The following is a 22,154-nucleotide window of genomic DNA, read 5'->3' on the forward strand; positions in this document are numbered from 1 at the left end:
CTATGGCCTATCAGGCCATGGCACGTTGCAACAAATGTGGGAGCGGGCTTGTCCCGCGAAGCGCCGCGCGGGCGGCGCTCGGTCTCAAGGGCGCTGAAGATCTCAAGGCAAGCGCTTCGCGAAGCGCCGCGCGGGCGGCGCTCGATCGCATGAACACCGCATCTTCAACGTATATCCCATAGCAACCCCACCAAGTCCCGCTTTTGGCACAAGCACGGCAACCCGCCTGAGTTACCATCCTGCGCTGTGAACCCTTTCCCACAGGAGTGCAGCCCGTGACCGAGTACAGTGCGTTCAAGGTCGAACTGACCGACAACATCGCCCATGTGCAGATCAACCGCCCGGAAAAGATCAACGCGATGAACGCGGCCTTCTGGGAAGAGATCGTCGATATCTTCCAGTGGGTCGACGACACCGACGCGGTGCGCGCGGTGGTCATCAGTGGCGCGGGCAAGCACTTTTCCTCGGGCATCGACCTGATGATGCTGGCCTCGCTGGCCGGTCAGATGGGCAAGGACGTGGGCCGCAACGCGCGCCTGCTGCGCCGCACCATCCTGCGCCTGCAGGCTTCGTTCAATGCCGTGGACAACTGCCGCAAGCCGGTGCTGGCGGCGATCCAGGGCTACTGCATCGGCGGCGCCATCGACCTGGTTTCGGCGTGCGACATGCGCTATTGCAGCGCGGATGCGCAGTTCTCGATCAAGGAAATCGACATGGGCATGGCCGCCGATGTCGGCACCCTGCAACGTTTGCCACGAATCATCGGCGACGGCATCATGCGTGAGCTGGCCTTCACCGGGCGTAACGTCGAGGCCGAGGAGGCACTGCGCATTGGCCTGGTGAACCGGGTCTATGATGATCAGGCTGCGCTGCTCGACGGGGTCTTTGCCATCGCCCGCGAGATTGCCGCAAAATCGCCGATCGCCGTGGCCGGCACCAAGGAAATGCTCAGCTACATGCGCGACCATGGCATCGACGATGGTCTGGAATACATCGCCACCTGGAACGCCGCGATGCTGCAGTCCGAAGATCTGCGCGTGGCCGTGGCGGCGCACATGAGCAAACAGAAACCGACGTTCGCCGACTGACCGGGCCGGGGGACGCAGCACAGGAACCCCGACATGTCAGCACGCTGGACTACCGCAGTACTCGACCCGCAGATCACCGGGGGCTGGGCCGTTGCCCGCAGCCCGGAGGGGTTTCTGGTGGACGCCAACGGTGCGCTGTTTCCGCGCGACTGGCTAAAGCGCCAGGACCTCGACGTGCTGGCCGAGCACGGTATCGGCCACTTCGACGGCGAGCCGGTGTTCCTGCTCGAGCTGCGCACCACCGCCGAGGTGCCTGGCTGCAGTTGGCGCGGGTTGCGCGCCTTCATGCTCGAAGGCGACTTCGACCTGTACAAAGTCCTCGGCTATGCCGCGCAGATCGGCACCTGGGCCCGCGAGCACCGCTTCTGCGGCAGTTGCGGCCAGCCGATGACGCAGGTGCGCTGGGAGCGGGCGATGTACTGCCAGCCCTGCGACCTGCGCAGCTACCCGCGCATTTCGCCGAGCATGATCGTGCTGGTAACCCGTGGCGACGAAATTCTGCTGGCGCGTTCGCCGCGCTTCGTCACCGGTGTGTACAGCACCCTGGCAGGCTTCGCCGAGCCGGGCGAGTCGGCCGAGGACTGCCTGGTTCGCGAAGTGCGTGAGGAGGTGGCGGTCGAGGTGCGCAACATCGAGTACATCGGCAGCCAGTGCTGGCCGTTCCCGCATTCGATGATGCTGGGTTTCCACGCGGAATACGCCGGTGGCGACATCGTCATGCAGCCGGACGAGATCGAGGACGCCCAGTGGTTCAACGTGCACGAACTGCCGCCGCTGCCGGCCGGGCGATCGATCGCCCGGTACTTGATCGATTTGTATGTGGCCCGCCGCTTAGGCCTGCCCGAACCAGTGCTGCCACGCTAGGCGCACGGTCAGTGCCAGCACCACGGTGATGAACACAGGGCGGATGAATTTGCTGCCACCGCTGATTGCCGTGCGGGCGCCGAAGAACGCGCCGACCATCACCGACAGGCCCATGCACAGGCCGACGACGTAGTCCACCTGCCCGGAAATGACGAACACCGTCAGCGCCGCGATGTTGCTGACGAAGTTCATGCTGCGCGCCACGCCGCTGGCGCGGACCAGGTCGATGGGGTAGAGCAGCAGCGTGCTCACGGTCCAGAACGCGCCGGTGCCGGGGCCGGCCACACCGTCATAGAAGCCCAGGGTAAAGCCCTGCGGGAACTGCCACTTCTTCTTGATGGGCGCATCGGCGTCCAGCGGCGCCTTGGGTGTGCCGCCGAACAGCAGGTAGATACCACAGGCGAAGATGATCACCGGGAGCATCTTGTTCAGCCATTCGGCGGGCATGTAGTGGGCGATCACTGCACCGATCAACGCCCCCAGCAGCGTAGCGAACAACGCCGGGCGCCACTGCGCGGGGTGGAACAGTTTGCGCCTGTAGTAGGTGAAGCCGGCGGTGGCCGAGCCGAACGTCGAGCTGAGCTTGTTGGTACCCAGCACCAGGTGCGGGGGCATGCCGGCGGTGAGCAGCGCCGGGGTGGTCAGCAGGCCGCCACCGCCGGCGATGGCGTCAATGAAACCGGCGACGAAGGCGACCAGGGCGAGGATCAGTAGGGTTAGGGGTTCTACGGTGAGTTCGAAGGGCATTGGGATTCGGCAGGTAGGAGGTCATGTTGCGGCAAACTGCCGCAGTGGAAGCCGGGCATGGTAATCCTGGGGCGAGCGTGTGGCCAGTACCCGCCCTAGCGACTTCCCCATCCCGACTTTGCACCCTAATGGATCATATGCTGGCCTTCGTGCTGACCTATAATTTTGACAGACACTTCCATGCCTTGCGATGGCGCATTCCCAGTAAAGTGAGCTGAGAGGCCTGAACGAAAAAGTCCAGAGTGATTTATTATCAATCCACACCTTCTCATTGCGAGACCGCAGAGCGAGGAATTGAATGTACTGATTGTGGAACTAGTCAATGAAAAATTCCTGTGTAGTGGTACTGATAAGTGACGCAAGACTGGATTTCCTAGAGGGAGTGGGCGATCCCTCCGGGTACTTTTTTCGAATTTCAGACGCTAGCGCATCAACTTTATCTGCAAATGCAGTCTCGCGAAGCATCTGGTAAAATCCTTTATTCATAAATCCGGTTGGATCGGTTGTGTTTAATGTCAGGTTGGCTTTGATTGCAATAAGCGATGCAGCTGCTTGAAGATTGCTTGCGTCTACGTCGGGTTGAGAGTACCAGCCAGGAAATTGATGTAGCTCATTTATAGCCCTGGTGGCTATTTTTGCCCGTGCGATGAGTTCCGCTGGATCGTTTATCGGTTCGTCGTTAATTGTGTAAAACTCATGCGTTTCTGTTTTGATTTTTTGCTCTCTGGCGTTTTCAACTAATACATGACCTTCTTTGTTGCTAAGCGTTTTCGAGCTTTTTTTTCTACTAAAGAAAGCTACTGCTTTGCTGAACATTCCACCAGTGTGGCCCGATGGGTCAACCATATTGACAGGGTCGCCTGAACAGTAAGCATAGCTATTTATATTGCCGCGGCCAAATGGGCTGAAGCTATCTGGTGAGAGAAATCGCATTATCACTGGGCTGAAAGCGCGATAGCCGTTGCCAAGGAGGTAGCAGTTTGTGAGGCCGTCATGACGCTGCCCTGCAAATCCCAGGCGAGATAGGGCGTTGATGACAGAGTCGCTGTGGCCGTAGGCGGTATAGCTCAATCTATGTTCGTTGTTCCGGTGCTGTATATACAATGTCGAGGACTGTTGATCTGTCGCAAGACATTGTATTTCACTAAGTTGAGGGTCTGTACGTTGCTCAGCCAGAGAAATGCCAGGAACTGAAATGATTGTCACAGCGCGCTCATCGTCGATGACAGAGCATAGGCCGTGGTCATTCTTGTAGAAAAAGTAGCTGCTCTTGAACGGTGACATGGCTAACCTGCAACGGTGGAAGTGATTGCGACTACCTTCCACCTAAAAAATGCTATTCACAACTGGCAATTTTGCCAGTTGTATGCATGCGCAAGTTAGGGGTGGTTGCTTGCGGAGTCATTAAACAAGCAACCGATTTGTAGAACTTCAGCTACGGACAAACGCCAGCAAATCCGCATTGATCACATCGGCATGGGTGGTCGGCATGCCATGCGGGAAGCCCTTGTACGTCTTCAATGTGCCATTGGGCAGCAGCTTGGCGGACAGCGGCCCGGCATTTTCGTAGGGCACGATCTGGTCATCATCGCCGTGCATCACCAGCACTGGCTGCTGGATCTTTTTCAGGTCTTCGGTGAAATCGGTCTGGGAAAACGCCACGATCCCGTCGTAATGGGCCTTGGCGCTACCGATCATGCCCTGGCGCCACCAATTGGCAATGACCCCTTCGGCAGGCTCGGCACCTGGCCGGTTATAGCCATAGAACGGCCCGGTCGGCACATCGCGGTAGAACTGCGCCCGGTTACTCGCCACCTGTGCCTGGAAGCCATCGAACACTGACTTGGGCAGGCCGCCGGGGTTGCCTGGGGTCTGTACCATCAGCGGCGGTACCGCGGCGATTAGTACCGCTTTGGCCACGTTGTCGTTGGGGTAACGGGCCATGTAGCGCACCACTTCGCCGCCACCGGTGGAATGGCCGACATGCACCGCACCCTGAATACCCAGGTGCTCGACCACGGCGGCTACGTCATCGGCGTAGTGGTCCATGTCATGGCCGTCCCACACCTGGCTGGAGCGGCCATGGCCGCGGCGATCATGGGCTACGACACGGAAGCCCTGGGCGAGGAAGAACAGCAGTTGGGCGTCCCAGTCGTCGGCGCTGAGCGGCCAGCCGTGGTGGAAGTGGATGACCGGCGCATCGCGCGGGCCCCAGTCCTTGTAGAAGATCTGAACGCCATCTTTCGTGGTCACGTAGCTCATGGTCGCGTCTCCTCTGTGCAGGGGTTGCCAGGTGAGCTATTGAGAATAGGAGAGATTTTTGTCTTGTCAGCCCCGGCCTCTTCGCGGGGGCAGCGCACTATTTGTGGTAGCGGGTTTACCCGCGAAGAGGCCGGACGGTTCACAGCAAGGCTTAGAGGAACCAGCGATATTCGCGAGCACTGACCTCCTGCATGAACGCCAGGTGGTCCTGGCGCTTGTTCTCGCAGTACACCATCACGAATTCTTCGCCCAGCCCTTCATTCACGGCCGGGTGCCCACGCATGGCCGAGACCGCGCTCAGCATGTCCGTGGGAAAGTCGATCCCGCTGCTGCGGTCCTCATTCAGCGGCGCAATCGGCTCCTGCGCCGCATCCAGTCCGTGCTCCATGCCACACAGGATTGCCGCGAGCACCAGGTACGGGTTGGCATCCGCGCCTGCCAGCCGGTGCTCGATACGCACATTGCGTGCATCCGACTCGGGGATGCGTATACAGGCATCACGGTCCTCAAAACCCCAACTGGCGCGGCTGGCAGCATTGACCATGGCGCCATAGCGGCGAAACGCATTGTGGTTGGCGGCAAAGATCGGCATGCAGTGCGGGAGCAACGCCAGGCAGCCGGCCACGGCGTGGCGCAGCGGCCGTTGCTGGTCGGCCGCCAGCAGGTTGTTGCCGGCGGTGTCGTACAGGCTGACATGCACATGCATGCCGCTGCCCGGTGCCTGCAGGTAGGGTTTGCTCATGAACGATGCGCGCAGCCCGTGCTTGAGCGCCACACCGCGCGTGCTGCGGCAGAACAAGGCCGCCCAGTCGGCGGCGCGCAGGCCGTCGTCGCAGTGGCCGAAGTTGATCTCGAACTGGCCGGGGCCCAGTTCGGCGGTGATGACGTTGGCGTCGATCCCTTGTGCGTTGGCCGTTGCCACCATGTCACGCAACACATCGCTGAACCGCGACAGCCGCTCGATGTGCATGTTCGGCTGATCGTCCGGGTCATCGGTGAAGGGGTCGTGCGGGAACTGCGGCAGCCCTTGCTTGAGTGCCCGGTCGAACAGGTAGAACTCCAGCTCGAACGCCACCACCGGGCGAATGCCGCGCCGCTCCAGGCGCTGCAGTACGCGGGCGAGCACTTCTCGTGGCTCGAACTCGATGGGCGCTGCGGTGCCATCGGAGCTGATCAGCATCTGGCCCAGCGGCTCGCGCTCCCAGGTGACCGGCTTGAGGGTGCCGGGGATCAGGCGCCGCAGCGCATCCGGGTCTCCATCGTTGAAGCAGTAGTCGCCAATCGGGAACAGCCCGCCTTGCACGCCCAGCAACACGCAGTTCTGCGGCAGTTTCAGCGGGCTACCGGCGGCGACCTTCTCCAGCATGTCGATGGGGTAGCGCTTGCCGTAGAAATGCCCGGGGATGTCCAGGCTCAGCAGGTCGATGTGGCGTACATCGGGATAAAGGGCGCGGAAGGCGCGCACTTCACTGAGCAGATCGGCAAAGCCCGTAGTTGATGTTGTCATGCTGTGCTCTCATCGGAAAACCCAGAGGACGCGGGTCGTCTGGGTGGTCAGGTTGGCGTAGCGAAACTGGCTGTGTGGCGGTAGCTGGAAGCTGTCGTTGGGGCCGAGCGTCACTGCTTCTTCGCGGCCTTCGAGCCACAGGGTCAGCTCGCCCTCAAGTACGAAACCGCCTTGTTCGGAGCTGTCGTCCAGGTGCCCCTCGCCACTGCTGGCGCCGGGCGCCAGGTGGCTTTCGAGCATGGCGAAACTGCCGTGCAGGGTGGGGGACACCAGCACGTCGCTGATGCCTTCGGCGTAGTAGATCGTGCGCCGCTCGCCCGGGCGGGTGACCCAGTCCAGTTCACGGGGTTGACTGGCTTGGTAGAAGTAGGTGGTGGGGACGCGCAGCGCCTCGCTGATGGCGGTCAGGTCGGCCACGGTGGGTTGCGACAGGCCGCGCTCGACCTGGGACAGGAAGCCCAGCGAGCGCTTGACCTGGGTGGCCAGCTCGCCGAGGGTCAGCCCGCGGTGCTTGCGCAGGTCGCGGATCAGCAGCGCGAGGCCTTGGGCGTCTTCAGACATGATCGCGCATCCGGTACCAGGCTTTGGCGGCGGCCTCTAGCGGGGCGGCCAGGAAGTCACCGCCAGGGAAGCGGCCATTGTCGATGCCCTGGTACAGCGCCAGCAGGTCGTCGTCGCCAAGGATTGCATCACTCACCGCCCGCGCGCCGGCCAGGGTCGGCAGCACACCATGGCCAGAGAAACCTTGCAGCCAGTAGCGCTGGCCTTCGCGGCCGATATCCGGGGTGCGCAGGATACTGCAGTCGATGTGCCCGCCCCAGGCATAGTCGATGGCCACGCCGGCCAGCTGCGGGAACACCCGCTCCAGGTAGGGGCGAGTGGCGCTGGCCACATCCTTGGGAATACCGCCCAGGTAAGTGCAACCGCCGCCGAACAGCAGGCGGTTGTCCGGGGTGAGGCGGAAGTAGTCGGGCACGAACTGGTTGTCGATCACGCAACTGTTGCGTGGCAGCAGCGAACGGGCGAAGTCCGCATCCAGCGGTGCGGTGGCCACCTGGTACGAACCGACCGGCAGCAGCCGGCGCGACAGGTTGCGGTCGAGGCGGTCGATGTAGGCGTTGCAGGCCAGCACCAGCACATCACAGTGCACCTCGCCCTGGGCGGTGTGGGCGACATAGCCATTGGCGGTCTGCTGGTAATCCAGCACATGGCTTTGCTCGAATATCCGGCTGCCCGCGGCTTCGAGGGTGGCGGCCAAGCCCTGGGCCAGCTTCAGCGGGTTGAGGTGCGCGCCTTTGGCGTCGTACAGCGCGGCCTGGTAGCGCGGGCTGTCGATCCATTGTGGCAGTTCGTCACGGCCGATCAGGCGCAGGGCGTCATAGCCCCATTTTTGCTCGGCATCCTGCAATGCCTCCTCCAGCATTTTCACGCGGCGCGGTAGCACCGATGTCCACAGGCTGCCCACGCGGTAGTCGATTTCGAAGCCATGGCGCTGTGGCAGTTCACGCAGTTCTTCGGCGGCCCAGCACATGCTGGCCCACAGGCGCCGGGTGCGCTCCACCCCCAGTGCCTTTTCGAGGGGCGGCATGTCGCACGACCAGCCCAGCAATGCCTGGCCCCCATTGCGGCCGGAGGCGGCCCAGGCCACCCGGCTAGCTTCCAGCAGGGTGACGCGCTTGCCGGCCATGGCCAGGCGCAGGGCGGTGTGCAGCCCGCTGAAACCGGCGCCGATGATCAGCACGTCGGTGTCGTGCCGGCCTTGCAGGGTAGGGCGCAGGGGAATGCTGGCGGGGTAAGTCTGGGCGTAGTAAGTAGCAACGTGCTGGGCGGATTGCTTGAACATGCCGGACCCTCGTGAAATTTATTGTGTTTATTTTCATGAAAATTTAGCAGGGAATTTTCATATCGCCAGTTACGCCGTGCGGGCTTTATGATCGTGGGGCCGCTGGGCGACCCATTCCCGACACAAGGCCGCGCCCACAAACGCGCGGCCTTGCCGGGATGATGGACCGGTCCGAAGGCTGCCAAGCAACCCCGTGGACCTGACAGGAATACCTATGCGCCGCCTGCCTTCCCTGACCGCCCTGCGCACTTTCGAGTGCGCCGCCCGCCATGGCCATTTCGGCCGTGCCGCTGCCGAGCTGTGCGTCACTGACAGTGCGGTAAGCCACCAGATCCGCCAGTTGGAAGAGCAGCTTGGCGTCACCCTGTTCGAGCGCGTTGGTCGCCAGGTGCGCCCCAGCGCCGAGGCCCAGCGCCTGCTGCATCACCTGCAGCAGGCCTTCGAATTGATCGGCAAGGCCTGCGACGACCTGCGTGACCCGGCGTCGCAAGCAGTGCTGCGGGTTGCAGTGACGGCAGAGCTGGCGCAGAAATGGCTGGTGGCACGGCTCGCCGATTTCAGCAACCGCTACCCCCACATCACCCTGCACCTGCACGAGCAGCCGATCGATGCCGGTGCGCCTGCGCTGGATGTCGACCTGGCGATCACTTATGGCACCAGCACCCTCGACGCCAGTACCCACTTTGTCAGGCCATTGCCGCTGTTGCAGTTCTTCCCGGTGTGCAGCCCGGGCCTGTTCAACCAGGGCGGCCTCAAGCGCCCGCGCGACCTGGTGCGCCATTGCCTGCTGCATGACGACCAGGATGGCCGCACCTGGACCACCTGGCTGGCCACCCATGCCGAAGATGCCTTGCCCACCCGCCAGTTGTATTTCCCGCACGCTGCCCTGGCGCTGGAGGCCGCGTTGCTCGGGCAGGGGGTCGCGATGGGCGACAACCTGACCTGCCAGGGCGACCTGCAGAGCGGCAAACTGGTGCGGCCTTTCACTGCCAGCGTGACCGCCCAGGGGCAGTACGCGCTGGTGTGCGAGCGGTTGCGCCTGGAGCGCGCGGCGGTGGCGCAGTTCATCGATTGGTTCATCGAACAGCTGGGCGATAGCTGAATTCAATTCAACTATCGCTGAGTTTTCATCGTTGGAAGCCGGCGGCGTGCCGGCGTAGCGTGCAGTCATCACTCATCGACACGAGGTTGACCCATGGCACGTTCGCTCAGCACCACTCCCAAAGCCGATGGTTTCCGCCTGCCGGGCGAATTCGAGCGCAAGGCCGGCTGCTGGCTCGGCTGGCCCGAACGGCCTGATGTGTGGCGCAATGGCGCCAAGCCCGCGCAAAGGGTCTGGGTCGAAATTGCCACCGCCATCGCCTCCAGCGAGCCGGTCACGGTGTGCGCTTCTGCTGCGCAATACGCCAATGCCCGGCGCCTGCTGCCAGCGCAAGTGCGGGTGGTGGAAATGACCTGCAACGATACCTGGTTCCGTGACAGCGGCGCCTGCTTCGTGGTCAATGACAGCAGCGGTGAAGTGCGCGGCGTGGACTTCGAATTCAATGCTTACGGTGGTTTGGACGGCGGCCTTTATTACCCCTGGGACAAAGATGACCAGATCGCCCAGAAAATCCTCGAGATCGAAAACCTGGACCGCTACCGCGCGCCGCTGATCGCCGAACTTGGCGGCATCCAGAGTGACGGCCAGGGCAGCCTGTTGACCACCGAGCAGTGCCTGCTCAACCGCAACCGCAATGCCCACCTGGGCAAACAGGAGGTCACGCGCCGGCTGCAGGACTACCTGGGCGCCGACCAGGTGATCTGGCTGCCGCGCGGTTGCAAGTTCGACGAAACCGATGGCCACGTCGACGACCTGGCGTGCTTCGTTCGGCCGGGTGAAGTTGTGCTGCAATGGACGGACAACCGCGATGACCCGCAATGGGAAATCTACCAGGAGGCTTACGACATCCTGCGCAGCACCCGCGACGCCCGGGGGCGTGAGCTCAAGGTCCACAAGCTGCCGCAGCCCGAAGTGCTGCAGTGGACGGCTGAGGAGGCCGCCGGGCTGGACCAGGTCGACGGTACCCACCTGCGCGAGGCCGGCACCCGCATCTGCGCTTCGTACATCAACTACTACGCAGGCAATTCGGCCATCGTCGTGCCGCTGTTCGGGGACCGCAACGACAGTGTTGCTCAGGCGACCCTGGCCGAGCTGTTCCCCGAGCATCGCATCATCGGCATCCACAACTCCCGGGAAATCCTCCTGGGTGGCGGCAACGTCGCCTGCATCACCATGCCGCAATACGCCGGGGGCCGTCGCTGATGAAATTCCCTCTGCTGGCGGCTGCGGTCGCCCTGGGTTGCGCGGCGTCGGTGGCCCAGGCAGCCGACGCACAACAGCCAACCGTCAACCTGTATATCTGGGGCGAATACCTGGCCCCGGATACCCTGACCAACTTCGAGAAGGAAACCGGCATCCGCGTCACCGCCGACCACTTCGATTCGCTGGAAACCGCCGAGACCAAGTTGCTCACGGGCGGCAGTGGCTACGATGTGGTGCTCAGTGCCGGCCAGCACCTGAGCCGAGCGATTGCCAGCGGCGCCCTGCAGCCGTTGGACAAGGCCCGGTTGCCTCACCTGGCAGGCGTTGGCGAAGAGTTCCGCCAGCACATGGCATTGTTCGACCCGGGCAACCGTTATGCCGGCACCTACGCCTGGGGCACCACAGGGGTGGGCTATCAGCAGCAGGCGGTGACGGCGCGCATGGCCGGGGCACCGGTGGGTAGCTGGGCAATGCTGTTCGACCCCCAGGTGGTGGCGAAATTCGCCGATTGCGGGGTGAGTCTGCTCAATGACCCCAACGAGGTGTTCGCCGCGGTAATGCGCTACATGGGCCTGGACATCAACCAGCAACGCATCGAGGATCTCAAGGCGGCGGAAGTGCAATTGCGCAAGATCCGCCCGTACATCCGCTACTTCGACAACGACCGCAACATCAACGACCTGGCCAATGGCGAAACCTGCGTGGCGATGTCGTGGAATGGCAATGTCGCGATCGCCCAGGCGCAGGCGCAGCAGGCGGGCAAGGCATTTACCCTGGACTACAGCATCCCTGAGGAAGGCACCCTCATCTGGCTGGATGCGCTGGTGGTGCCCAAGGATGCGCCGCATCCAGAGGCGGCCTGGAAGCTGCTGGATTACCTGATGCGGCCGGAGGTGATTGCGCCGATCACCAATACCATCCATTACGCCAATGCAATCACGGCGGCTGACAGCCTGGTGGATGCCCGTATTCGCAATGCGCCGGCGACGTACCCGCCAGCGCAGGTGAGGGCCCGGTTGTATGGCAAGAATGACAATGGCAAGGCATTCAACCGGGAGCTGACGCGGGCGTTCAGTCGGTTGAAAAGTGGCACCTAAGGTTGAAAGATGGGTTGCCGGTGCTGGCCCCTTCGCGGGGCAAGCCCGCTCCCACAGGTTCGCCACTGCCTTGAGGCTTGGGCAATCCTGTGGGAGCGCGCTCGCCCCGCGAAGGGGCCGGCACTGACACTCAATCAGCTGGGCTTTGCGGCCGTCTTGCGCCGGGGCTGCCTAGGCTTGCTTCCGGCCGCCTTGCCTTTGCTCCTGCCCTTTTTCTTCCACGGCGCCGCCTTGCCCACTGCCGGCCCGCTGATGGTCATGCGCATGCCGCTGCAGCGCTCCACCAGTTTGCCCATCCACGCCGACTGACGGGCAACGAACTCTTCAAGGCTCATTTCGCCACTCTGCACCATGTCCAGCGCTTGCTCCCAGATCGCCGTGGTGCCCGGGTCGGCGATGGCGCGGGGCACGGCGTCGATCAGGCTGAAGGCGGCAGGTGTGGCGGCCAGGGCCTTGCCGTTCTTGGTCAGGTAGCCGCGGTCGAGCAGGCCCTGGATGATGCTGGCGCGGGTGGCCTCGGTGCCGATGCCGGTGGTTTCCTTGAGTTTCTGCTTCAGTCGCGGGTCGTCCACCAGCTTGGCGACGTTCTTCATGGCCTTGATCAGGTCACCCTCCGTGAACGGTTTGGGCGGCTGGGTCCACAGGTCTTTCAGCTGCAGGCCCTGCACGGCGCAGTCCTGGCCTTCACGCAGGGCTGGCAGTACCTGGGCCGGCGGTGCTTCGCGGCCTTTGGCCGGGGTCAGCGCCTCGGGCAGGGCGCGACGCCAGCCCGGTTCGACGATCTGCTTGCCCACAGCGCGTAGCGCATGGCCTGCACAATCGAACTCGGCCTGGGTGCGGTCATACTCGTGGTTGGGCAGGAACTGCGCCAGGTAACGGGCGCGGATCAGGGTGTAGACCGCCTTGTGCTTGGCCGGCAGGCGTGAGGGGTCGCTGGCGGCAGCGGTGGGGATGATGCCGTGGTGAGCGGTGACCTTGGTGTCGTTCCAGGCCCGCGAACGGCGCTGGGGCTCCAGGTGCGCCTGCAGCGGCGCCAGGCTGGCATCGGCGCGCTGCAGGGCAGCGAGGATGGCTGGCGCTTCGCTGTGCTGGCTGAGGGGCAGGTAGCCGCAGTCGCTGCGTGGGTAGGTGATCAGCTTGTGGGTTTCGTACAGGGCCTGGGCAATGTCCAGGGTTTCCTGGGCGCCCAGGCCGAACTTTTTCGAGCACAGCTCCTGCAGGGTGCCGAGGTCGAAGGGCAGGGGCGCAGCCTCGCGCACGCGCTCGGTGGCGACCTTGATCACCCGTGCCGAGCCGGCGTTGCCCATGTCGGCAGCGGCTTGTTGGGCCAGCGCCTGGTTGAGGCAGCGGCCCTGGTCGTCACAGGCGTCTTCCGGTGCGCGCCATTGGGCGTTGAAGCGCTGGCCGGTATGTTCGAGCTGGACGTCGATGGCCCAGAACGGTACCGGGACGAAATCGGCGATGCTGCGGTCGCGGTCCACCACCAGGCGCAGCGTCGGCGTTTGCACACGGCCCACTGGCAGCACGCCCTGGTAACCGGATTGGCGGCCGAGCAGAGTGAACAGCCGGCTCATGTTCATGCCAATCAGCCAGTCGGCGCGGGAGCGACCCAAAGCCGAGTGGTACAGGTTGAAGGTTTCCTGCCCGGGCAGTAGGCGGGCCAGGGCCTTGCGGATCGACGCGTCGTCCAGTGCGGACAACCACAGGCGCTGGATCGGCCCACGGTAGCGGCAATGCTCGACCAGTTCGCGGGCGATCATCTCGCCCTCGCGGTCGGCGTCGGTGGCGATGACCAGTTCGCGCGCTTCACCGAGCAGGCGCTTGACGGCCTTGAACTGGCTGGCGGTCTTGGGCTTGACCAGCATCTTCCACTTTTCCGGGATGATCGGCAGGTCGGCGAGGTTCCAGCGCTTGTAGCGTTCGTCGTAGCTGTCGGGTGGGGCAGTTTCGAGCAGGTGGCCGATGCACCACGTGACGCAGACGTCGGTGCCTTGCCAGCAGCCGTCGGCCTTGCGGGTGGCGCCGAGGACCTTGGCGATGTCTTTTGCCTGGGAGGGTTTTTCGCAGAGGAACAGGCGCATGGCCGGGAACGCTTTATCGGGGGTGATAAGCGCTAGGATGCGCAAGCGGGGGCGCGGAGGCAAGTTTTATCTGGATGGATGTACAGGTTTTTGTCAATGAGGATGTTGCTGTGACCACCGGCCTCTCGCCGGCAAGCCGGCTCCCACAGGTGGATCACCGCTCTTGAAAGCTATGAGGTCTCTGTGACCACCGGCCTCTCGCCGGCAAGCTGGCTCCCACAGGTGCATCACCGCTCATGAAAGCCATGAGGTGTGTGTGGGAGCCGGCTTGCCGGCGAGAGGGCCGGTGAGGTCAACCGTTAGCGATCAGGCGATCTCGCGAGAGTCGCGCACCATGTCTACATGCGGGATGCCGGCTTCGAGAAATTCCTCGCTGACCACGCGAAAGCCCAGCCGCTCGTAGAACGGCGTGGCGTGCACCTGGGCGCTGAGCATCTGCTGCTTGAGGTCACGGTTCTGCGCTTCGACGATCACCGCATTGACCAGCGCATCGCCAACCTTCAGGCCTCGCCAGTCCTTGAGCACCGAAATGCGGCCGATGGTGCCGTCCGCCAGCAGGCGGGCGGTGCCAATCGGATAGTCGCCTTCCAGTGCCAGAAAGTGCAGTGCGTCCTGGTCCTCCGAGTCGAATTCCAATTCCGGCGGAATGTGCTGTTCGGCGACGAATACTGCTTCCCGGATACGGCGGATATCGGCGTTGTCCTTCTGCCAGTCGGCGAGGCGCACACGAATCTTATTCATTGGCGAATCCCAGGCTGCCTTGTTTGATCAGCTGCTGTACCAGCATAAGGCCATCTTCATCCTGCAGCCACTGCTCAAGGTTGTCGATGTGTAACGCGTCGGCCGAGCACACCAGTTTCAACAGCTCGCGCAACTTGGCTGGCAGCGGGCAGCTGCGGCCGCTGGCGAACAGCATCAGGTCGTCGCCCAGCTCCGACCAGGCCATGCGTGCGCTCGGGTTGCGGATCAGGATGGCGCCATCTTCCAGCGCTTCGATCAGCTCTTGCTCCTCCAGCTCTTCACCCACCACCTGCTCGGGGTAGCGCGGTTCGGTCATGAACTGGCCGAACCAGGTCAGCAGCAGATCCTTGTCGTTCATGTGCTTGTCGATCAGCCCCTTGAGGCGGTCGAGGGCATCGTGCTGGATCTGGTGCGGGTCGCTGACTGGCTGGGCGTCGGCGTCGCTGTAGCGCTCTTCGTCAGGCAGGAACTGGCCGAGGAAGTCGGTGAAGTGGGTCAGCACTTCGGCGGCGCTTGGGGCGCGGAAGCCGACCGAGTAGGTCAGGCAGTCGTCCACGGCCACGCCGTAGTGGGCCAGGCGCGGTGGCAGGTAGAGCATGTCGCCCGGTTCCAGGGTCCATTCACCGCTCTGTTCGAATTCGGCGAGGATGCGCAGGTCGGCGTGCTCCAGCAGCGGGCTTTCGCTGTCGCACATCTGGCCGATTTTCCAGTTGCGCTGGCCGTGGCCCTGCAGCAGGAACACATCGTAGTTGTCGAAGTGCGGACCGACGCTGCCACCTGGGGCTGCGAAGCTGATCATCACGTCGTCGATACGCCAGCTCGGCAGGAAGCGGAAGTGCTCCAGCAGCTCGGCGACTTCCGGCACGAACTGGTCGACGGCCTGCACCAGCAGGGTCCAGTCCTTTTCCGGCAATTGGGCGAAGGTGTCATCGTTGAACGGGCCGCGGCGCAGCTCCCACGGGTGGGCGCCGTGCTCGAGCACGATGCGCGACTCGACTTCTTCCTCAAGGGCCAGGCCAGCCAGCTCGTCGGGGTCGATCGGGCTTTCGAAGTCCGGGAACGCCTGGCGCACCAGCAGCGGCTTCTTCTGCCAGTAGTCGCGCATGAATTCGCGGGCCGAGATGCCGCCGAGCAGCTGCAGTGGAGTATCAGGATTCATGTTCAACCTATTGAAAAAACGTAATTTTCGTCCGGGAATAAAAACGCCCGGCTAGGCCGGGCGTTGAACGCGACGGGCAACTTAGATGCGTTTGGCCTGTGCTGCCGCGTTACCGATGTAGCTGGCAGGGGTCAATTGCTTGAGCTCGGCCTTGGCGTCGGCTGGCATGTCCAGGCCGTCGATGAAGGTCAGCAGCGCTTCAGGTGTGATGCCCTTGCCACGGGTCAGCTCTTTGAGCTTCTCGTAGGGGTTCTCGATGTTGAAGCGGCGCATGACGGTCTGGATCGGCTCGGCCAGGACTTCCCAGCAGGCGTCCAGGTCGGCGGCGATACGAGCGGTGTTGACTTCCAGTTTGCCGATGCCTTTCAGGCTGGCTTCGTAGGCGATGACGCTGTGGGCGAAGCCCACGCCCAGGTTGCGCAGCACGGTGGAGTCGGTCAGGTCACGCTGCCAGCGCGAGATCGGCAGCTTGCTGGCCAGGTGCTGGAACAGCGCGTTGGCGATACCCAGGTTGCCTTCGGAGTTTTCGAAGTCGATCGGGTTGACCTTGTGCGGCATGGTCGACGAGCCGATTTCGCCGGCAACGGTCTTCTGCTTGAAGTAACCCAGCGAGATGTAGCCCCAGACGTCGCGGTCGAAGTCGATGAGGATGGTGTTGAAGCGGGCGATGGCGTCAAACAGCTCGGCAATGTAGTCGTGCGGCTCGATCTGGGTGGTGTACGGGTTGAACTGCAGGCCCAGCTCGTCTTCGATGAAGGCGCGGGCGTTTTCTTCCCAGTCGACCTGCGAGTAGGCCGAGAGGTGGGCGTTGTAGTTGCCCACGGCGCCGTTGATCTTGCCCAGCAGCGGCACGGCGGCTACCTGGGCGATCTGGCGCTCCAGGCGGTACACGACGTTAGCCAGCTCTTTGCCCAGGGTGGTTGGCGAGGCCGGCTGACCGTGGGTACGCGACAGCATCGGCACGTCGGCGTGAGCGTGGGCCTGGGCGCGGATGGCATCGGCAATCTGGCGCATCAGCGGCAGCAGCACTTCGTCACGACCGGCGCGCAGCATCAGGGCGTGGGACAGGTTGTTGATGTCCTCGCTGGTGCAGGCGAAGTGGATGAACTCGCTGACCTTGGCCAGCTCAGGCAGTTGCGCAGCCTGCTCCTTGAGGAGGTATTCGATCGCCTTGACGTCGTGGTTGGTGGTGCGCTCGATTTCCTTGACGCGTTCGGCGTGCTCGAGTTTGAAGTCGGTGGCCAGGCCGTCCAGCAGAGCGTTGGCTTCGGCGGAGAACGCCGGCACTTCGCTGATCTGCGGGTGGGCGGCCAGACGCTGCAGCCAGCGTACTTCGACCAGGGCGCGGAAACGGATCAGGCCGTATTCGCTGAAAATGGGGCGCAAGGCCTGGGTTTTGCCGGCGTAACGGCCGTCTACAGGGGAAACCGCAGTGAGCGAAGAGAGCTGCATGGGGTGTTCTCGGACAGTCAGGCTTTTGGAGGGCGCATATCATACATGAAAAATGCGCCGGGGTCGGGTGGCTGACCAAAGGTCGGGCCTATCAAAACATGTCGCAGTGCCTATGTGGGGCCGGCGCCGCCTTCAGGAAGGCTTGCGCATCATGTCGTACAGTTCGTTGAGCAGCTTGCGACGGCTGAACACCAGTTGCCAGCGATGCCCGCCCAGCTGGCGCCACAGGCGCGCGGCGCGGATGCCGGCAAGCAGCAGGGCGCGGATTTTCGAGGCGTTGTTGGGCTGTTGCAGGAAACGCATGTCGCCATGCACCTGAATGCGCTGGCGCAGGGTGCTGAGGGTGTCCTGGTACAAGGCGCCACTGGAAGCGATGACGTTTTCGTGAACCAGGCCGAAATGGTCGGCCTGGGACTGGATTTGCGGCAGGCGGTTGCCGATGGTGTCGAGCAGGTCGCCGCGCTTGTTCAGCTGGCGTTCCAGGCCGAGCATCGACAGCGCATAACGCAGCGGCTCGCGCTGCAGGCTGTTGGGGTCGCGCTCAAGGGCGCCGACCAGGGCGCGGTAACCGTCGCGCAGGTTGCTGTCATCACCGCCAAACACCTCGAGGGTGTCGTTGGGGTCACGCACCAGCAAGCTGCCGAGCATGCAGCCGATATCGGCCTCGCCTGCCTGGCCGGTGCGGGCGATGCGGTCGACCAGCACGGCGGCCTGGAACACACCGCCCAGGGCAATCAATTGCTCCTGCAGGTTGCTCATGCGCGCGGGCTCCACGGCTCGGCCGTCTCGATCACGCCGCCGCCCAGGCACACCTCGCCATCATAGAACACCACCGACTGGCCTGGGGTGACGGCGCGCTGCGGTTCGTCGAACACCGCGCGGTAACCGCTTTCGGTCAGTTCCACGGTGCAGTGCTGGTCGCTCTGGCGGTAGCGCACCTTGGCGGTGAGCTTGCGCGGGCTGCTGAGGTCGACCGGGTTGACCCAGAAGATTTCCGAGGCGAGCAGGGCGCGGGAGAACAGCCACGGGTGTTCGTTGCCCTGGCCGACCACCAGCACGTTGCGGGTCAGGTCTTTGTGCAGCACGTACCACGGCTCGTCGCCGGCGTCTTTCAGGCCGCCGATGCCCAAGCCCTGGCGCTGGCCGATGGTGTGGTACATCAGGCCGTGGTGGCGGCCGATGACTTCGCCGTCGGTGGTCTGGATTTCACCCGGTTGGGCCGGTAGGTACTGCTTGAGGAAGTCGCTGAAGCGGCGCTCGCCGATGAAACAGATACCGGTGGAATCCTTCTTCTTGGCGGTGGCCAGGCCGTGTTTTTCGGCGATGGCGCGCACTTCGGGTTTTTCCAGCTCGCCCACCGGGAACAGCGTGCGGGCGATCTCTTTGCCGCCAACGGCGTGCAGGAAGTAGCTCTGGTCCTTGTTCGGGTCCAGGCCCTTGAGCAGCTCGGTAAGCGCGCCGGTGTCGCGGCGGCGCACGTAATGGCCGGTGGCGATCAGGTCGGCACCCAGCGACAGGGCGTAGTCGAGGAACGCTTTGAACTTGATTTCGCGGTTGCAGAGGATGTCCGGGTTGGGCGTGCGGCCGGCCTTGTACTCCTCGAGGAAGTGCTCGAACACGTTGTCCCAGTATTCGGCGGCGAAGTTGGCGGTGTGCAGCTTGATGCCGATACGGTCGCACACAGCCTGGGCGTCGGCCAGGTCTTCGCGGGCGGTGCAGTATTCGGTGCCGTCGTCCTCTTCCCAGTTCTTCATGAACAGACCTTCCACCTGGTAGCCCTGCTCGATGAGCAGAAGGGCGGAGACGGAAGAGTCCACGCCGCCGGACATGCCGACGATGACGCGGGTCTTGGCGGGGTCTTTAAGTGCTGGGCTGGTCATGGCTACCGATGTGTATCAAGGGAGAAAAACGCCGATTCTATCAAACCCGAAGCGGCGCGTCAGTCGCGCAGCAGGTCGAGGCTGTGCAGCGGCCCTGCGAGGTAGTCGTCGAGGCAGCGTGGCACCAGCTCGCTGCGCCAGCGGCTGGGTTCGGCGAGCAATTCTTCGCGGGTAAGCCACACGGCGCGGACGATGTCGCTGTCCAGTGCCAGGTCCGGGTGATGGCGCAGCGGGCGTGCGGCGAAGCAGATGCGCTGGTAGGTCACGCCATTGCTGGGGGCGGTGTACAGGTAGATGCCGACCACGCCGGTCAGCTCGACTTCCCAGGCGGTTTCTTCCAGGGTTTCGCGCAGGGCGGCCTGGGGCAGGGTCTCGAAGGCTTCGAGGTGGCCGGCGGGTTGGTTGAAAACGTGCTGGCCGGCTTTGAATTCTTCGACGAAGAGGAACTTGCCGTTGTGTTCGACGATGGTAGCGACGGTGATGTGGGGTTGCCAGGTCATGTGGTCTGTCCTTGTATCGCTGGGGCCGCGGTGCGGCCCATCGCCGGCAAGCCAGCTCCTACAGGTACAGTGCAGGCCTCAATGGCAGCACCCCTCCTGTAGGGGCGGGCTTGCCCGCGAAGGGCTGCGCAGCAGCGCCAATTCCCAGAAAGCACAAACCCCGGTGCGTGGCCGGGGTTTGTGCTGTTACTTCAAGCGAGCCTTACAGGGCAGCAATGGCGCTGTTCAGGGTCTGGCTTGGGCGCATCACCTTGGCGGTCAGCTCGGCATTCGGCGCGTAGTAGCCACCGATGTCGACTGGCTTGCCCTGAACGGCGTTGAGCTCGGCGACGATGGTCTCCTCGTTCTCGGTCAGGGTTTTGGCCAGCGGGGCGAAACGTGCCTGCAGCGCAGCGTCGTCGCTCTGGGCAGCCAGCGCCTGGGCCCAGTACAGGGTCAGGTAGAAGTGGCTGCCGCGGTTGTCGATACCACCGACTTTGCGCGAAGGCGACTTGTTGGTGTCGAGGAACTTGCCGGTAGCCTGGTCCAGGGTGTTGGCCAGGACCTTGGCGCGCGGGTTGTCGTAGGTGTTGCCCAGGTGCTCCAGGGAAGCGGCCAGGGCCAGGAATTCACCCAGCGAGTCCCAACGCAGGAAGTTCTCTTCAACCAGTTGCTGTACGTGCTTGGGTGCCGAACCGCCAGCGCCGGTTTCGAACAGGCCACCGCCGTTCATCAGCGGCACGATCGACAGCATCTTGGCGCTGGTGCCCAGCTCCATGATCGGGAACAGGTCGGTCAGGTAGTCGCGCAGCACGTTGCCGGTCACCGAGATGGTGTCCTTGCCTTCGCGGATGCGGGCCAGGGAGAACTTGATGGCGTCAACCGGGGCCAGCACACGGATGTCCAGGCCAGCGGTGTCGTGATCCTTCAGGTACGCCTGCACCTTCTCGATCATCACGCCGTCGTGGGCGCGGGCCGGGTCCAGCCAGAACACCGCTGGAGTGTTGCTCAGGCGGGCGCGGTTGACGGCCAGCTTGACCCAGTCCTGGATCGGCGCGTCTTTGGTCTGGCACATGCGGAAGATGTCACCGGCTTCGACGTTCTGCTCCAGAACGACCTTGCCTTTGCCATCGACCACGCGCACAACGCCGTCGGCCTTGACCTGGAAGGTCTTGTCGTGGGAGCCGTACTCTTCGGCCTTCTGCGCCATCAGGCCAACGTTCGGTACGCTGCCCATGGTGGTCGGGTCGAATGCACCGTTGGCCTTGCAGTCTTCGATGGTGGCCTGGTAGATGCCGGCGTAGCAGCGGTCCGGGATGATCGCCTTGGCATCCTGCAGTTCACCGGCGGTGTTCCACATCTTGCCCGAGTCACGGATCATGGCCGGCATCGAGGCGTCAACGATGACGTCGCTCGGCACGTGCAGGTTGGTGATGCCTTTGTCGGAGTTGACCATGGCCAGGGCCGGGCGAACGGCGTACAGGGCCTGGATGTCGGCTTCGATCTCGGCCTGCTTGTCAGCTGGCAGGTCCTTGATGCGGGCATACAGGTCGCCAATGCCGTTGTTGGCGTTGAAGCCGACTTCGGTCAGGGCAGCAGCGTGCTTGGCCAGCACTTCGCCATAGAAGGCTTCGACGATGACGCCGAACATGATCGGGTCGGAGACCTTCATCATGGTGGCTTTCAGGTGCACCGACAGCAGCACGCCGGAGGCCTTGGCATCGGCGATCTGCTCGGCGATGAAGGCTTTCAGGGCCTTGCGGCTCATGGTGGCGCAGTCGATGATTTCAGCGGCTTTGACGGCGGTCTTGTCTTTCAGCACGGTGGTGCTGCCGTCTTTGCCGACCAGCTCGATGCGCAGGCTGTCGTCAGCCTCGATCAGTGCGGCCTTTTCGCTGCCGTAGAAGTCGCCTTGGGTCATGTGGGCAACGTGCGACTTGGAGTCGGCGGCCCAGGCGCCCATCTTGTGCGGGTGCTTGCGCGCGTAGTTCTTGACCGACAGCGGTGCGCGGCGGTCGGAGTTGCCTTCGCGCAGTACCGGGTTAACGGCGCTGCCCTTGATGCGGTCGTAGCGCGCACGGGATTCTTTTTCTTCAGCGGTCGCCGGCTCGTCGGCGTAGTCCGGGATGTTGTAGCCCTTGCCTTGCAGCTCCTTGATCGCCGCTTTCAATTGCGGGACCGAGGCCGAGATGTTCGGCAGCTTGATGATGTTGGCTTCAGGGGTGGTGGCCAGCTGGCCCAGTTCCGCCAGATGATCGGCTACCTGCTTGTCGGCGCCGAGTTGCTCCGGGAATGCCGAAAGGATACGGCCTGCCAGGGAGATATCGCGCGTTTCGACGGCGATGTCGGCGCAAGCGGTGAAGGCTTCGACGATCGGCAGCAGCGAGTAGGTGGCGAGGGCAGGGGCTTCGTCGGTGAAGGTATAGATGATCTTGGAACGGGTGGGCATGCGGGTTAACTCTCTATGTGCTGAGCGTACTCGAGTCTCGAGGTGCGCAGGGTAGGCGCTTCGCCCTGGCGACGCCATGAGCGGAAAGTCGAGAGGCTGCGAGCGGTGATGGTGGATGCATCAGTCGAGCGTCAAGTGCTGAGCTGCGGTAACAGCCCAGGCTTCGTGGCCATTGCTGGCCGAGGGCGAGCCGCATTTTC

The 22,154-nt window shown here is 63.4% G+C and carries 20 protein-coding genes; 6 read left to right on the forward strand and 14 right to left on the reverse strand.

What is annotated here, in order from left to right; all coding sequences use genetic code 11:
- The 3 genes from ACFY68_RS10420 to nudC all read left to right on the forward strand — a co-directional run.
- The coding region (locus tag ACFY68_RS10420; protein WP_387526510.1) for a hypothetical protein at positions 1-182 on the forward strand (182 nt) is incomplete at its 5' end.
- 93 nt (positions 183-275) lie between these two features.
- Complete coding sequence (locus ACFY68_RS10425; RefSeq protein ID WP_387526513.1) at positions 276-1,088, forward strand: crotonase/enoyl-CoA hydratase family protein; 813 nt, start codon at positions 276-278, stop codon at positions 1,086-1,088.
- 33 nt (positions 1,089-1,121) lie between these two features.
- A complete protein-coding gene (nudC, locus tag ACFY68_RS10430; RefSeq protein WP_387526516.1) occupies positions 1,122-1,952 on the forward strand; it encodes an NAD(+) diphosphatase in 831 nt (276 codons plus the stop codon).
- Here nudC and ACFY68_RS10435 read toward each other — a convergent pair.
- The 6 genes from ACFY68_RS10435 to ACFY68_RS10460 all read right to left on the reverse strand — a co-directional run bounded on the left by ACFY68_RS10435 (position 1,920) and on the right by ACFY68_RS10460 (position 8,311).
- Positions 1,920-2,699, reverse strand: coding sequence for a TSUP family transporter (locus ACFY68_RS10435; RefSeq protein ID WP_387526519.1), 780 nt, complete (start codon positions 2,697-2,699; stop codon positions 1,920-1,922). The genes nudC and ACFY68_RS10435 overlap by 33 nt on opposite strands.
- A 315-nt stretch (positions 2,700-3,014) precedes the next feature.
- Positions 3,015-3,983 carry an RHS repeat-associated core domain-containing protein gene (locus tag ACFY68_RS10440; protein ID WP_387526522.1) on the reverse strand — a complete coding sequence of 323 codons (969 nt, stop codon included), beginning with the start codon at positions 3,981-3,983 and terminating at the stop codon, positions 3,015-3,017.
- A gap of 147 nt (positions 3,984-4,130) precedes the next feature.
- A complete protein-coding gene (locus tag ACFY68_RS10445; RefSeq protein ID WP_387526525.1) occupies positions 4,131-4,961 on the reverse strand; it encodes an alpha/beta fold hydrolase in 831 nt (276 codons plus the stop codon).
- 151 nt (positions 4,962-5,112) lie between these two features.
- Positions 5,113-6,468 (reverse strand): glutamine synthetase family protein, encoded by a 1,356-nt coding sequence (locus tag ACFY68_RS10450; protein ID WP_387526528.1) that lies wholly within the window; start codon positions 6,466-6,468, stop codon positions 5,113-5,115.
- A 9-nt stretch (positions 6,469-6,477) separates the two neighbouring features.
- On the reverse strand, positions 6,478-7,029 hold the full coding sequence (locus ACFY68_RS10455) for an XRE family transcriptional regulator (protein ID WP_346612108.1): 552 nt from the start codon (positions 7,027-7,029) through the stop codon (positions 6,478-6,480).
- Positions 7,022-8,311: an NAD(P)/FAD-dependent oxidoreductase gene (locus ACFY68_RS10460; protein WP_387526532.1), complete on the reverse strand. Its 1,290-nt coding sequence runs from the start codon at positions 8,309-8,311 to the stop codon at positions 7,022-7,024. Before ACFY68_RS10460 ends, ACFY68_RS10455 begins: the two co-directional genes overlap by 8 nt.
- Before the next feature lie 214 nt (positions 8,312-8,525).
- On the opposite strand from ACFY68_RS10460, the gene ACFY68_RS10465 reads away from it, so the two are divergent.
- The 3 genes from ACFY68_RS10465 to ACFY68_RS10475 all read left to right on the forward strand — a co-directional run bounded on the left by ACFY68_RS10465 (position 8,526) and on the right by ACFY68_RS10475 (position 11,713).
- A complete protein-coding gene (locus ACFY68_RS10465) occupies positions 8,526-9,413 on the forward strand; it encodes a LysR substrate-binding domain-containing protein (RefSeq protein ID WP_346612110.1) in 888 nt (295 codons plus the stop codon).
- Between the two features lie 93 nt (positions 9,414-9,506).
- Positions 9,507-10,616, forward strand: a complete 1,110-nt coding sequence (gene aguA, locus ACFY68_RS10470; protein WP_387526535.1) for an agmatine deiminase — start codon at positions 9,507-9,509, stop codon at positions 10,614-10,616.
- Positions 10,616-11,713: an extracellular solute-binding protein gene (locus ACFY68_RS10475; protein ID WP_387526538.1), complete on the forward strand. Its 1,098-nt coding sequence runs from the start codon at positions 10,616-10,618 to the stop codon at positions 11,711-11,713. Before aguA ends, ACFY68_RS10475 begins: the two co-directional genes overlap by 1 nt.
- 134 nt (positions 11,714-11,847) lie before the next feature.
- Here ACFY68_RS10475 and ACFY68_RS10480 read toward each other — a convergent pair whose 3' ends face one another.
- From ACFY68_RS10480 to ACFY68_RS10515, 8 genes are all read right to left on the reverse strand, one after another.
- Positions 11,848-13,794, reverse strand: a complete 1,947-nt coding sequence (locus ACFY68_RS10480; RefSeq protein WP_346612113.1) for a DNA topoisomerase III — start codon at positions 13,792-13,794, stop codon at positions 11,848-11,850.
- A 306-nt stretch (positions 13,795-14,100) separates the two neighbouring features.
- A complete protein-coding gene (locus tag ACFY68_RS10485) occupies positions 14,101-14,535 on the reverse strand; it encodes a GNAT family N-acetyltransferase (RefSeq protein WP_387526540.1) in 435 nt (144 codons plus the stop codon).
- Positions 14,528-15,694: a JmjC domain-containing protein gene (locus ACFY68_RS10490; RefSeq protein WP_387526543.1), complete on the reverse strand. Its 1,167-nt coding sequence runs from the start codon at positions 15,692-15,694 to the stop codon at positions 14,528-14,530. The genes ACFY68_RS10485 and ACFY68_RS10490 overlap by 8 nt, the downstream gene beginning before the upstream one ends.
- Before the next feature lie 81 nt (positions 15,695-15,775).
- Positions 15,776-17,146 (reverse strand): adenylosuccinate lyase, encoded by a 1,371-nt coding sequence (purB, locus tag ACFY68_RS10495; protein ID WP_387526546.1) that lies wholly within the window; start codon positions 17,144-17,146, stop codon positions 15,776-15,778.
- A 132-nt stretch (positions 17,147-17,278) separates the two neighbouring features.
- Positions 17,279-17,905 carry a high frequency lysogenization protein HflD gene (gene hflD, locus ACFY68_RS10500; RefSeq protein WP_387526549.1) on the reverse strand — a complete coding sequence of 209 codons (627 nt, stop codon included), beginning with the start codon at positions 17,903-17,905 and terminating at the stop codon, positions 17,279-17,281.
- Positions 17,902-19,026, reverse strand: coding sequence for a tRNA 2-thiouridine(34) synthase MnmA (gene mnmA / locus ACFY68_RS10505; RefSeq protein WP_387526552.1), 1,125 nt, complete (start codon positions 19,024-19,026; stop codon positions 17,902-17,904). Before mnmA ends, hflD begins: the two co-directional genes overlap by 4 nt.
- Before the next feature lie 59 nt (positions 19,027-19,085).
- Positions 19,086-19,526 carry an NUDIX hydrolase gene (locus ACFY68_RS10510; RefSeq protein ID WP_387526555.1) on the reverse strand — a complete coding sequence of 147 codons (441 nt, stop codon included), beginning with the start codon at positions 19,524-19,526 and terminating at the stop codon, positions 19,086-19,088.
- A 202-nt stretch (positions 19,527-19,728) separates the two neighbouring features.
- Positions 19,729-21,954, reverse strand: coding sequence for an NADP-dependent isocitrate dehydrogenase (locus ACFY68_RS10515; protein ID WP_387526558.1), 2,226 nt, complete (start codon positions 21,952-21,954; stop codon positions 19,729-19,731).
- Positions 21,955-22,154: the final 200 nt, after the last annotated feature.

This window comes from Pseudomonas sp. NPDC012596 (genome assembly GCF_042902325.1).
GTDB lineage: Bacteria > Pseudomonadota > Gammaproteobacteria > Pseudomonadales > Pseudomonadaceae > Aquipseudomonas.